Consider the following 13732-nt stretch of genomic DNA (forward strand, 5'->3'; position numbering starts at 1 on the left):
AAATTGCAATAGAATGCAATACAAGATAAAATAAGGTGAGGTGATTTCAATGCAACAATTAGAAATAGAATATAAAATTCTTTTAACCCAAGATATCTTCCATCAAATTCTTCATGATTATCAAAACAAAATAACAAAAGATTATATCCAAATCAACGATTATTTCACTCACCCTATTTTATCTCAAAAAAAATATATGTTACGTATTCGTACTAAAAACAATCAGTACGAACTCACTTTAAAAAGACCTTATCAAAATCATCGTTTAGAAACCAATCTGTCTTTAACAGAAACAGAAAAAAATTTATTTTTGCAACATCGTTTAAAAAACGAAATCACGGATATTTTAGAAAATGATGGCATTAAGATCAATGAATTACAACATCCCTTTTCATTAACAACCCATCGCTATGATATTCAATTACCTGAAGGTGTTTTATCTTTAGATGAAAATACTTATTTAGATCAACATGATTATGAACTAGAATTTGAAGTCAATGATGAAACCCAAGGATTCTCACAATTTTTAAAAATCATTGAGCCTTATCATTTACACTATCAACACAATTGTCCAAGTAAAGTTGCACGTGCTTTTGAAGCATATAAAAACAGTCATAAGTGACTGTTTTTATAATTGTTGAAGTATGTTTTCAACTAATTTTTGACTGACGATTTCATAATCTTTTTCATGTGGGGCAGGCGCATAAGCAAAAGAAACATCTTTTGCTATCGTTGAAGCATCTTCAACCCAATCTTTACAAGAACTATGTATCTGTTGCACTTTTGTTTTCTGTAAGATTTCTAAAACATTTGAAGCATTCACACCACTACCAACTAAGATTTCTATATCTTGTCCATAACGCTGTTGAAGCTTTTCTAAAAGTTCAAGAGCATCTATCGCTTTTGCTTTTAAACCACTTGTTAAAAGACGATCAACACCTAATTGAATTAATATTTCAATAGCCTGAAAAGGATCATCTACACAATCAAAAGCACGATGAAAAACAGCTTCCTTATGATAGGCATGGATGAGCTCAACAAATTCCTGGGTACGTTTTTGATCAATATGTCCTGATGCATCTAAAAATCCAAATGCCAAGCCATCTGCTCCATTTTCTAACATGATCTTTGCATCCTGTTTCATCACTTCATATTCTTCTTCATCATAACAAAAACCAGCACCCCTAGGGCGAATCATTGTTATGACTTTTAAACCTGTATTTTGCTTTGTCATTTTCAGTGTGGCCAATGAAGGTGTCAAACCACCTAATGATAAAGCACTATTCAATTCAATGCGTGTTGCTCCAGCTTTCCATGCCGCTAAAGCATCACTATAACTCCCACAACAAATTTCTACTATTGGTTTCATACAATCTCCTCTACTTTTCTTTCAATGGGGCCATGCGTGTTTGCATATATTCATCAAGCCATTGTTGACTGGCGGGTTGATAGGTACAATGATTTCCTTCTCTTTGCACCAGATAAACAGTTGGTTTTAAATGTGGTAAACAAACGACAAAAGAAAATGCTTCAATATTACTTGCTACACCAAATTCTCCATCCTTATTCATAGCCACAACAGATAAATCCCCTGCATGCCCTCGTCTTTTGATTAACTTTTGTTCAAGTTCAAAAACAGCTTTTTCACAAGCTTTTTGTGGATGCATTCCCTGTGCCATGAGTCTGACGATTTCATAAGAAATACATCCCTTCATTAAATCTTCACCTAAACCTGTCGCTGAAGCTCCTCCAATTTGTGAATCTACATAAAAACCTGAACCTATAATAGGTGAATCGCCAACTCGCCCCTTTTTCTTCATAAACAATCCACTCGTTGATGTCGCTGCTGTCATCTTACCTGAATCATCTAAACACACCATCCCAACTGTATCATGACCAGCATATGGCTGGAGTTTTGATTGCTCTTCTTTGATGCGATTTTTATAATGAATCTTAGCACGATCCGTAAGCATATTCTTTCTTTCAAAACCTTCCTGACTGGCAAAACTTTCAGCCCCTTGACCAACCAGCATGCAATTGACTGTTTCATGCGATAAACGTCTGGCAATTGATATAGGATTTGCAAAATCTTGAAGAGAAGCCACTGCTCCAACACTTAAAGTATCTCCATTCATGTATGCTGCATCTAATTCTACTTCCATGGCTTCATTAGGTAATCCACCATATCCCACTGACTTATAATAAGGAAAATCTTCCACTTCTTTAATAGCCATTTCAATAGCGTCACCAGCATCACCTTGACTATCTAATATTTTTTCAGCTTTTTCAATCCCTTCCTTAGCCATACGCCAAGTTGCAATAATCCCCCACATGTTTATCTCCTTTCTTTCATATATCGTATTTCAAATTCTTGTTGACTTATAGGTTTATCATAATAATAACCCTGTCCATAATGACAACCAAGTGACTTTACAAAATCATGATATTCTTTTGTTTCTATTCCTTCAACAACTGTAGAAATAGATAAAATTTTTGTCAATTTAATAATTTCTTCCAAAATAATTTGAGCTTTCTTATTTTTTCCATCTAATATTTCTTGTAAAAATATTCTGTCTATCTTTAATTCATCAATATCGATCTTTCCTAAAATATTTAAAGATGAATAACCACTTCCAAAATCATCCATTGAAACTTTAAATCCTATTTGATGTAGCTGTTCTATCTTTTCATTGACTGCATCTACATTATTAATGACCAAATCTTCTAATATTTCTAAAGTCAGCAAATGAGCTGGTACTTGATACTTTTGAACAATCGCATTTAATCGTTCGACATAATCAGATTCATAGAACAATAATTTAGATTGATTGACAGAAATACCGATAGGCTCTATGCCTTGATCCATCCATTTTCTAATTTGTAGACACGCCTGTTCAAACATATACATATCTAATTTCATACAAAAGCCACTTTTTTCAAAAATAGGAATAAATTGATTAGGAAACAATTGCTGGTTATCTTGTGTGATCCAACGGACTAAAGCTTCACTACTTTGTAATTGACCCGTTTCCATATCAACTTTTGGCTGTAAATATAATTGAAATTCTCCATCTTTTAAAGCCTGTTCCATATGACTTTCAATATAATTATCCATTATTTCCTGTTTATGTAATTCAATATCATAAAACCAAATATTAGAAAGTAGCGTTTCCTTTGATTTTGCTAAAGCAAACATAACTCTGACCATTAAATCTTCAAAACAATTATCCACAATCAGCTCTTCACTTGATATCGCCACACCACAATGAATCTTCAAATGATAATTTGTATGTAATAAATCCATATATTCAATAATCTCTTCCATCATTTGATTAAGGCGTGTCAATAAAACGGATTCCTCTGTTTCACATAGAAAAACATAAAATTGATCTGCTGTATCTCGGCAAAAAAATTCTCCATCATGTAGATTGTTTTCAATCACTTTCTTTTCATGACATAACAACTGATCTCCCAAATCATGTCCAAAAATTTCATTAAAAAACTTAAATTGATGAATATTTAAAACAGCCACACTACAACATTTATTATCCATAAAGTATCGTTCACCCAAAGTCATAAAACAAGAAAAATTATACGCTCCTGTTAAATGATCAAAATAAGCGACTTTCTGTAACTCACGATTGTTTTTTAAAATAATACGATATCCATAAATCAATAATCCTATAACTAACAATATGATACTTAAAAATATCAAGCCTACCATTCTCATATTCCTATCAGCAAACAAGTGAGAATTTTCCAACATATTAACACATAAAAGGTTCCAACCTTTTAATCCAATGGGTTTTAATAGAGCATGATATTGTGCATTTTCATATTCAAATGAAAATGTTATATCTTGATGATCTTTTAAATGTTCTTTCATTTGCTGATAATCTTGTTTTTGCAAAAAAAGGTTGTTGAAATATTGAAGTCTGATGAAAAATATCATATTGAGAGTTGACTAAAACTTGACCAGATTCATCAACAAGATAAGCATATGTATCCCCACCTAAAATACCACTTCCTTGCCCAGCATCCATCAGCAATTCTACTGTTTGTGTAGCGATTAAAGCTCCCACAATCTGTTTGTTTTGATAAACTGGGATTCCATAAGCATAAATCATTTCATGAGTTAATTGACTTTGAAAAATATCAGATACAGTACGTTGATCAGCCAAAGCATCATAAACCACACTTTGAATTTCTTCTTGAAAATCTGTTAGAGGCTTATTGACCAATATCTCTTGATTTAAATTGGCAACAACTCCCCTTTCATCCAAATCAAAATACATCATCGTTATAAAATCATTTTGTTCATTAGTTTCTTCTAAAACCTATGGAAATTCTTGATTGTTTGTTATATTTTCCATCTGTAAAACACTAGCAAAAGAATCTAAAAATTGAAAATCATTATCTATTTGTTTTTGTATTATATGAATGTATTTAGCAACAGTATTATCAATTTGGTCAATCATATTATTTCTGACAATATGATTTAAATAAATACGCAAAAAAATACTCATAGTCAAAAGCAGCACTACAATAACAGAAGAAATTATGATCATTTTTTTCATTTTTTTCTCAAGTTCCCCTTTTATCATCATTTTTTCCTCCATTATTTCTCATTTCTCCATGATATTATATCACTTTCTTGACAACTATAAAACATTCTCTCACAAAATAAAAATCGCTTCTATATCAGTATAGAAACGACTCATTATCTTTTATTCACAACCATCATCACATTTGTGATCCTGATAATATTGTTCCTTAATATCAGTAAATTGTGGACAGAAGTCACTATTATTACATTCTTGTAAACGACGCAATTCACGAGGAATAAAAGCACGAATTTCTTCAGCATTATAACCGACCTGAAAACGTCTTTCGTCAATAATAATAGGTCTTTTTAAAATAGATGGATTTTCTTGAATAAAATGAATTAATTCATTAATAGACATATCATCTAAATCTATTTTATTTTCTTTAATAATCTTTGATCTTTTAGAAATAATGTCATCTGTTCCATTTTCACTTCTTTCTAAAAGTTCTTTTAACTCAGTTTCACGTAATAATGTAGAAAAAATATTTTTTTCAACATAAGGAATCTGATGTTCTTTCAGCCATGCTTTGACTTTTCTACATGAAGCACAACTTGGTGCTGTATAAATTCTAATCATTACATCATCTCCTCTTGTTTACTCATTATACATCATTTTCAACAATTATGAAATTATTTTTTATGATTCTATTGATTTTACATCTTTGTCGTTCTATAATGACTTTACAGCAATGAAAGAATGGAGTAGTTATCTATTCATGTTAAGAAAGCTTGTGGGTGATGCAAACAAGCCATGAACGATAATGAATTGGGATTCTGGAGCTAAAAATGGCATGAGTCATTTTTCGTGAGTCGCGTTAAGACAAGAGTGCATATCAATGATATGAATAAAGGTGGTACCGCGTATTTATACGTCCTTTTTTAAGGACGTTTTTTATTTTAAAGGAGGTCGTTATGATGAAAAGAATGTTAAGTGGAATTAAACCAACTGGTCGTGTGACTTTAGGTAATTATATTGGAGCTATCAAACCTTTTGTTTCTTATCAGGATGAATATGAAATGTTTATTTTTATTGCCAATCTTCATTCTATGACTATTTATCAAAAGCCTGCAGATTTACGTAAAAATACGAAAGATTTAATTGCATTGTATATTGCTGCTGGATTAGATCCTGAAAAAGTCACTTTATTTTTACAGTCTGATGTTTTAGAACATGCTCAACTTGGTTGGTATTTAGGATGTATGGTGTCTATGGGAGAACTTTCACGTATGACACAATACAAAGATAAGAAAGCCAAAAATGAAGTCATTGGTGCTGGTATATTTAATTATCCTTCATTAATGAATGCTGATATTTTAATGTATGATCCTGATTTTGTACCAGTTGGTGAAGATCAGAAACAACACGTAGAATTATGTCGTGATATTGCTGAAAGATTTAATTCACGTTATAGCGAAACTTTCAAACTTCCAGAACCATTAGTGACTAAAGTGGGTGGACGTATCATGGATTTACAAAATCCTACAAAGAAGATGTCTAAATCTGATGAACTAGGAAAAGGAACCATTTATATCTTAGACGATATCAATATTTCTAAAAAGAAAATCAAATCTGCCGTGACTGATAGCGATGGTCATATTCATTATGATCCTGAAAATAAACCAGGTATTTCTAACTTGTTGGAAATTTATTCAATATTAGCAAATCGTCCTATTGAAGATCTTGAAAAACAATATAATGGTAAAGGATATGGAGAATTTAAAAATGATTTAGCTGAAGTTTTAGGAGAAGAACTTGAGAAGATACAAAATCGTTATCATGAAATTATGAGCGGTTCTTATTTAGATGATATTTTAGAAGAAGGTGCCAAGAAAGCACGCATCATTGCAAGAAAAAAACTAGCCAAAGTGGAAAGAAAAATCGGTATTACAATTAAAAAGAAATAAAACAGAAAGCAAACTTCTTAAGGATATGAAGTTTGCTTTTTAACCTTTTTGAACCAATTCTTTATACAATAATTCATGCAGGGATGTATATCCTTTTTCAATCTTATGTTTTAAAGCTAAATATTTTTCACTGGGATTTTCTCCCTCAATATGAAATTGTTGGCATATTTCCAAAAAGACATCATAACGGACCACAAAAATCTCATCAATAACTTCTTCTAGACACATTTTCTTTAAACGCTCATTTCTTGTTAAACCAAATTCTTTATCATAAGCTTCATCTTTGATCTGATATTGAAAAAAAGTCATCGGTTCTTGTTTTAATATGTCATTAATCTGTTGTCTTTGTTGCCATGAAAAAGTTCCTCTACGTACAATCATATGATTTTTAATATCCACAACAAAGCAATAATGACCATCACCAACAATAAAAATACCATCTGTTCCTCCGAATTGATAAAACTTGGCATATAAAAAATCATGTAACTGTTTTGTTGAAACATGATAAAGAGGTGCATTTTCTATTTCTTCATAAGAATCATCGTCCTGCCACTCATATGGTTCTAATAATTCTTCATCATCATAAACAAAATTCACTAACAAAATATTCAACCCCCTGTAATGTATCATATGTTTATTATACCTAAAAAGACCATTCTATAATCATCATAAAAAGAAAAAGACTCACTGTTGCAGTAAGTCTAAAATGGGTATTTCAATATATGTTGTTTCATTTATTTGTCACGCTTTATTACTTTGGCATGATTTCTCCAACCATGAAATCAATCGTTAATGTTGTATGATTCAATGAATATTTTATTTTACGTAAAACTCTACTCATAACACCTTTGGCATCGTCATTATGGCATGCAGGCAAAAGAACAACAAACTGATTCACATTTAACCTGCATACAACATCACCAATACGAAGTCCACTGAGTAAAGCATCCTGTACTTTCGTCATCATTCTTTCAATAGCTTTTTGCGCATACTGATCCTTAATCTGTGAATGATCAAGAATAGTAACTAAACATAACTGAGAACATATACCCAATCTTCCCATCATTCTTGATTGCATGATATATATTTCTCTAAATGTTCCATATTCACAAAGAAAAGCACCATAAGCTTCATCACGTGAAAGCTCCTGTTGAATTTCCATAATATCTAAATCTTCATCATGACTTTCTTTTTTAATCATTTCATATAATTTCAGCATTGACTTAGATGGTTTAACACCTAAAGTCTGATACAATAAATCAGTTGTTGCTTTATATATCTCTTTTGCTTTTTTATACTGCTGTTGAAAATATAAAGAACGAATCCAGATTTCATAAATAGACTCTTCTCAATTATCAATCTCAATAGCACGCTTAGCTATTATTTCCATCTTCTCATAATCCTGCTTATCTTCCAACAGCTTTGCATATTCAACAACCTTATCCATATAAAGTGAATGATAATAAACACGTTTAGATAAAGTATTATGATCTTCTTTAATTTCTACCAAATACTTCCCTGTATATTCATTAAGAAACTTTTCAAAATATTCTGGTTTTGAAGAATCCCTTAAATATTTTTCATACTTTTCAAATTCAACTGTATCTATTCTTAAATGATATGCCGGATTAATCGCATACGATCCTTTTCCAGTTATAATAAAATCTGTAAATCCAAACTCTTTTTTTAATAAGGCTCTTAATCTATATATTAAATTTTTTAATGCTCCTATAGGATTATCAACATCATCTAAATACCATAACATTTCAATCAGTTCATTAGAAGGCACTGTTCGCTGATAATGAGATAGGAGATAAGCAAATAATTTCACAAGTTTTTCAGATTTCATTGTGTCACTATCAATTGTACAATTATGATATGAAAACGAAAATTTACGAAACATTGTTATATGAACATAATCGTTCATTGACATATAACCCCGCTCCCTATATAATCTGTGTTTTCATTTTTATTTTAATAGTTTTCTTTAAATTTGACAAGAATTTTAGAATATAATAACACAATTCAAAAAAACGCTTACATTTTTGACAAAGATGATGTCTTTTTTTGTTATTTTTTCTATGAAATGTTCTTTTTACATATAATCAAAGATGAATGAATATGTATTTTTATACAGAAAAAAGCCAACTCAATGAGTTGACTTTGCTTCACATGAAATTAAGCTTTACCAATGCATCCGAATAATTCCATTTTTTCTTTAACACAAGTTTTAATAGCTTCAGCACCTGGAGCTAATAATTTACGAGGATCGAATCCTTTACCTTCTAAATCTTTACCAGCTTCAATATATTTACGAGTAGCTTCTTGGAAATATAATTGACATTCAGTATTAACGTTGATTTTTGAAACTCCTAATGTGATAGCTTTTTTAATCATATCAGCAGGAATTCCTGTACCACCATGTAATACTAATGGTAAAGTTCCTGTTTCTTGTTGAATAGCATCTAATGCATCAAAATCTAAACCTTCCCAGTTAGCAGGATATTTACCATGAATGTTTCCAATACCTGCTGCTAAGAAATCTACACCTAAATCAGCAATCATTTTACATTCTTTAGGGTCTGCAACTTCACCTTTACCGATAACTCCGTCTTCTTCTCCACCAATTGAACCAACTTCTGCTTCAACTGATACACCTTTTGAATGACATAAAGCTACGATTTCTTTTGTTTTTTCAATGTTTTCTTCGATTCCATAATGAGAACCATCAAACATAATTGAAGAGAAACCAGCTTCTAATGCAGCTTTAGCTCCTTCATAACTACCATGATCTAAGTGTAAAGCAACTGGTACAGTAATATTTAAAGATTCAACCATTGCTTTCACCATTGCAGAAACTGTTTTATATCCAGTCATGTATTTAGCAGCTCCTTCAGAAACTCCTAAAATAACTGGTGCTTTTAATTCTTCCGCAGTTAATAAAATTGATTTAGTCCATTCTAAGTTGTTGATATTAAATTGACCAACAGCATAGTGACCTGCTTTTGCTTTATCAAGCATTTCTTTAGCTGAAACTAATCCCATAATTCAAATCTCCTTTACATTTTTTTTACACATATATCATACACTGATTTTATGAAAATTTCCATAAATATTCTCTTTTTTTACAGAAATCATTAGGCAAAAGAGATAATTTTTTATCTAAATAAATTATTCATCTTTATTTTTATTTAATAAATAAATATGAGTACATAATCCCAACATTAAAACTGTTATTCCAGCCCATAAAATAATCTTGGAATTATCATCAGTTTTAACAGTTTGAGCAGTTGATTCATTATTATTTGATTGCTCAGGAGTATCTTTTTCTGGTTGGGATGGTGTAACATCTACTACAATATCATCTTCCTTGTTATCTTGATCATCAGTTTTATTATCATCTGTCTTATCATTATCCGTCTTATCATTATCCGTCTTATCATCATCTGTTTTTGAAGGCCCTACAACTTTAACTATTATTGTTTTAGTCGTACTAGCTCCCTGGGAATCAGTAACCATATATACAACTTCATATTCTCCAACGACTTTTGTATCAACAGTATTCTTAATAACTTTAATTTCTGCAGTTAAATCACCATCTTCACTATCATGTGCAGTTACATTTTTCATAACATCAAATTCAGTTCCGACTTCAATAGTTTGATTTTCTGCTTTTATAACTGGAATTTCATTGATGACTGATGATGGTATAGACCACATTAAAACAAAAGGTGAGAAACCTGATTTATTGACATGGAATACTATACCAGTTTCAGTTTTTTCTATTGATACTTCTTCAACTGTACAATTTTCAATAGCATTAAAAACATCATCTTCACCATCAAATCCATATTCTCTATGCAATCCTTGATAATGTAATAATTTAAATTCAGTATTTTGATTTGTACCTTTAGGATATGCCCAATATATTGTACTTCCTTTTTCTGAGCTTACCCACGCATTAGAATTATGTGTATCTACTAGATCTAAATATTTAAATTGATACATTTCGTCATTAAATTTAAAACCTAAATCCTCAGCTTTTTCTTTTAATAATTTTATACGTTCTTCTTCACCATCAGGACTACCTAGTATATTATCAAACATTAAAGCAATTCCACTTGTATCTTTAACTTCTATATCTGTATCATTTAAATAAATTTTAGATTCTTTATCAAGAACAACAACTGCTTTACCTTCATCTAATTGACTAGGTTCTTGATATAAAGCATTATAAACAATCTCATTATTTTCTGCCTCTTCAACATTTGATACATATCTAATTCGTAATTGTCCATCCGTAAACTCTACTGGAGATCCATCTAATAAAGTAATTTTACCATCCGGAACTATTCTAGCTATATAATCTCCTGCTTGTGTATCATCTGTTATAATATCTTGATTTTCATCCATATATTGAACTGACCATGGATATAAGTGTTCTTCACTTGGTTCAAATTCTTTTCCATCAACACAATAAGTCACATCCTCTAATAAACCGGTATATATTGGTTCAGGGAATTGACCATATTCGTTTTCATTATCTTCTCCACCCGTATATATTGTCTGATCTTTTAAACCAATAACGACTGGTTGAACAAGATACCATTCTTGTTTAATACCATCATCTTTACTATCTCGATGTGAAACATAATAATTCTCATTTGTTGATGTAAATTGTGCTTGTTTATCTGAATCACCTTTCATTTGAAGGAAAGCAGAACTGTTACTATATGTTGTTGCAAAATCTGCAGAAGTATATGATGCTCCTTCATAGCTAGTAACCGTACCATCAACAATAAGTTTTGCATCAGGATTTTGACTATCTTCAAATGATAAATTACCACTCGATTTAAAGTTTCCTTTAATTTCATTATCCTGTAATAAATTTAATGATCCTCCCTCATCAATAGTTACATTGTCACAATTGTTAAATAAATTTTTTTCAGTTGCACGTTCATTCAAAACTGCTTGATTAAAAATATGAATATTTGGAAATTCATCAATTTGTGTCCAAGTTGTATCACCATAAACATTAACATTGACTTCACCTAAAGGTTTTTTCGTTTTTATGTCTGAATATTGTTCATCATAACTATAATTATTCAAATATGAATCTGGATAAGCATTTGGCTCTCGGTTTGCTCCACCATCATAAAGATTTATATCTACATCATGAACTATACTATCTTTTGTTCCTACTGTAAAAGCTCTATAAAACTTAGTATTAGTTATATTTATATTAACCTTACCAACCATTTCTGTTGACCCTTTATAACCACCAGCATGAACAACTAAATAATCTTTATTATCAACAAAATTAATAGTAGCTGTTCCATATACAATTCCATCTCCAGATGCACCTGCAAAAAAACCTTTATCTGCACCAATATTTGTTTTAAAATCACAATTTGTAACAGTCATATTCACATTTTTTAATACATTACTCTCTTTTCCTGCTGCATGAAAATACATTTTGTTTCCTGTACTATGACAGCCTTTCATTTCAATATTAGTATTACCTCCAATATCACCATTATTTCCTCCACCATAAAAGTTCGCATTATCGGTTCCAATATTTTGAATACTAACATTAGTATTTCCTGAAACAACACCTTCATTTCCACCACCATAAATACTACGTCCAGTAGATATTAAAGAACCTCCTATAATTTCAACATTTGTATTTCCAGATACATTTCCATAGTATCCACCACCATAAACTGTATCGTAATTGGAATCATTCATTATAAGATTCGTATCTCCATCCACATTACTATAGCAACCACCAGCATAAATATAACACCTACCAGTAATTTTACTGTTGATTGTTAATGAAGTACTTTTTGTATCAGTATAATATCCTCCACCAAAAATATATTTTGTTGCTGATGAAGTCATGTTGACTCCTTTTTCAAAAACCAAATTATTTCCATTAGCTACAATTAAAAGAGTATTTTTATTATTTATTGTTTTCAAGCATATTGTATCCATCTTAAGTGATCCATTCAAAATTATACTTGCTCCTTTATTTTTATCAATATACGAACCACTTTTTAAAGTTAATACAATTTGTTCATTAATACCTTTAACCGTTATCCCAACATTTGGAGTATCCCATTGATCTGTAAGAGTAATATCTTCAACCAATATAAATGTATCTCCTCCTTTTGCATCATTCATTGCTGAAGCAAAAGCTTTTGGCGAATCTAAACTTAATCCATCACCTTCACCACTTTGCGAAACATAAATGATATTTTCTTCATTATTTAATGATACTTGTTTTGATTCTTCTGTTTCTTTGTTTTCTGCATCATTTGATGTATAACTTTCTAATTGAGATATTTCAGAAGAATCACTTACAATACTATCTTCAGCAAACACGGATATATTTGGATATATCCACGTCATAGTTAAAACTAATGCACATAAAACTATTTTTTTCACAAGTTTATTCAAAATTATTCCCTCCTATTCTTAGACTGCATTTTATAAAAATTTGTTTCTTTATTTCCTCCTTTCCATGTAAGATTTTATAATTTCACTTAAATATCGTTTTTACTATAATGCATAGTAAATGATTTCTATCATTTCTAATGCACTTCTAAAAAAAGTAGTTCTATTTTCATCAATCCAATATATTTTTCCCTGCCATGTATGATTTTGTCTATATTTCACTATAATTTCAAAATGTTTTTGACATTCTTTTTTATATTTCATTGATTGTTTAAGATATATTTCAAAATTATCACTATTGATTTTTTGATATCCTATCTTTATTTTCATTTTATTTTGAGATATAAAACTATGATATTTTTCATCGTATTTTGGAATATTACAATCTTGCATAATTTTATTCATCAAAAGAATAAGATGTATCAATCCTTTAAATTCGATATTTTCTTTTAAAACTGGGCTATGTATATAACCAGACATACAATCTTTCGAAAATACTGATACAGTAAAATACATATTTTTTGTAATAAACGACATTTTCTTACCTCGCTCTCTAATTATGAAAAAGAACGATAACGTAGACTTTATCGTTCAAGAAAATTATAATAAAAGTGGACTTATATTAAGAAAAAAATGTAAGATTTTTAGATAGTCTAAGAAGTCACGGGGTTTCCCAAAACGAATAAGTTTTACGGGAAATCTCTTTTTTTGTTTTCTCTTATGCTGGTTTAAAATCACGGGAAATTCTATAATGGTATTATCAGG

The 13732-nt window shown here is 30.4% G+C and carries 14 protein-coding genes and 1 other annotated feature; of the genes, 2 read left to right on the top strand and 12 right to left on the bottom strand.

Features of this window, described 5'->3' with window-relative positions; genetic code table 11:
• Positions 1–49 precede the first annotated feature (49 nt).
• On the top strand, positions 50–622 hold the full coding sequence (locus B5E87_RS11480) for a CYTH domain-containing protein (protein WP_087245043.1): 573 nt from the start codon (positions 50–52) through the stop codon (positions 620–622).
• 6 nt (positions 623–628) lie between these two features.
• Here the strand turns inward: B5E87_RS11480 and B5E87_RS11485 are convergent, their stop codons facing one another.
• From B5E87_RS11485 to spx, 6 genes are all read right to left on the bottom strand, one after another.
• Positions 629–1369, bottom strand: coding sequence for a copper homeostasis protein CutC (locus tag B5E87_RS11485; protein ID WP_087245044.1), 741 nt, complete (start codon positions 1367–1369; stop codon positions 629–631).
• 10 nt (positions 1370–1379) lie between these two features.
• The gene (locus B5E87_RS11490) at positions 1380–2333 is read right to left on the bottom strand and encodes a glycosylasparaginase (protein ID WP_087245045.1); all 954 of its coding nucleotides are present in this window, start codon (positions 2331–2333) and stop codon (positions 1380–1382) included.
• A 2-nt stretch (positions 2334–2335) separates the two neighbouring features.
• The gene (locus tag B5E87_RS11495) at positions 2336–3886 is read right to left on the bottom strand and encodes a putative bifunctional diguanylate cyclase/phosphodiesterase (protein ID WP_158095609.1); all 1551 of its coding nucleotides are present in this window, start codon (positions 3884–3886) and stop codon (positions 2336–2338) included.
• Complete coding sequence (locus B5E87_RS11500; protein WP_143746906.1) at positions 3840–4298, bottom strand: hypothetical protein; 459 nt, start codon at positions 4296–4298, stop codon at positions 3840–3842. The genes B5E87_RS11495 and B5E87_RS11500 overlap by 47 nt, the downstream gene beginning before the upstream one ends.
• 39 nt (positions 4299–4337) lie before the next feature.
• On the bottom strand, positions 4338–4604 hold the full coding sequence (locus tag B5E87_RS11505; protein ID WP_143746907.1) for a hypothetical protein: 267 nt from the start codon (positions 4602–4604) through the stop codon (positions 4338–4340).
• Positions 4605–4727: 123 nt separating this feature from the next.
• On the bottom strand, positions 4728–5183 hold the full coding sequence (gene spx / locus B5E87_RS11510) for a transcriptional regulator Spx (protein ID WP_087245049.1): 456 nt from the start codon (positions 5181–5183) through the stop codon (positions 4728–4730).
• A gap of 103 nt (positions 5184–5286) precedes the next feature.
• Positions 5287–5486, top strand: a binding site (T-box leader).
• Between the two features lie 35 nt (positions 5487–5521).
• Here spx and trpS point away from each other — a divergent pair.
• Positions 5522–6511, top strand: a complete 990-nt coding sequence (gene trpS / locus B5E87_RS11515; RefSeq protein WP_087245050.1) for a tryptophan--tRNA ligase — start codon at positions 5522–5524, stop codon at positions 6509–6511.
• A 39-nt stretch (positions 6512–6550) separates the two neighbouring features.
• Here the strand turns inward: trpS and B5E87_RS11520 are convergent, their stop codons facing one another.
• The 6 genes from B5E87_RS11520 to B5E87_RS11545 form a co-directional block, all read right to left on the bottom strand.
• Positions 6551–7108 carry a hypothetical protein gene (locus B5E87_RS11520; RefSeq protein WP_241147172.1) on the bottom strand — a complete coding sequence of 186 codons (558 nt, stop codon included), beginning with the start codon at positions 7106–7108 and terminating at the stop codon, positions 6551–6553.
• Positions 7109–7262: 154 nt separating this feature from the next.
• Positions 7263–7766: a diguanylate cyclase domain-containing protein gene (locus B5E87_RS11525; protein ID WP_143746908.1), complete on the bottom strand. Its 504-nt coding sequence runs from the start codon at positions 7764–7766 to the stop codon at positions 7263–7265.
• Positions 7767–7859: 93 nt separating this feature from the next.
• Complete coding sequence (locus B5E87_RS11530; protein WP_087245052.1) at positions 7860–8444, bottom strand: AfsR/SARP family transcriptional regulator; 585 nt, start codon at positions 8442–8444, stop codon at positions 7860–7862.
• 245 nt (positions 8445–8689) lie between these two features.
• The gene (gene fba, locus B5E87_RS11535) at positions 8690–9556 is read right to left on the bottom strand and encodes a class II fructose-1,6-bisphosphate aldolase (protein WP_087245053.1); all 867 of its coding nucleotides are present in this window, start codon (positions 9554–9556) and stop codon (positions 8690–8692) included.
• A gap of 126 nt (positions 9557–9682) precedes the next feature.
• Positions 9683–12970: an immunoglobulin-like domain-containing protein gene (locus B5E87_RS11540; RefSeq protein ID WP_087245054.1), complete on the bottom strand. Its 3288-nt coding sequence runs from the start codon at positions 12968–12970 to the stop codon at positions 9683–9685.
• 102 nt (positions 12971–13072) lie between these two features.
• Positions 13073–13504 (bottom strand): hypothetical protein, encoded by a 432-nt coding sequence (locus tag B5E87_RS11545; RefSeq protein WP_087245055.1) that lies wholly within the window; start codon positions 13502–13504, stop codon positions 13073–13075.
• Positions 13505–13732 lie beyond the last annotated feature (228 nt).

This window comes from Massilimicrobiota sp. An142, from assembly GCF_002160725.1.
Taxonomy (GTDB): Bacteria; Bacillota_I; Bacilli_A; order Erysipelotrichales; family Coprobacillaceae; genus Allocoprobacillus; species Allocoprobacillus merdigallinarum.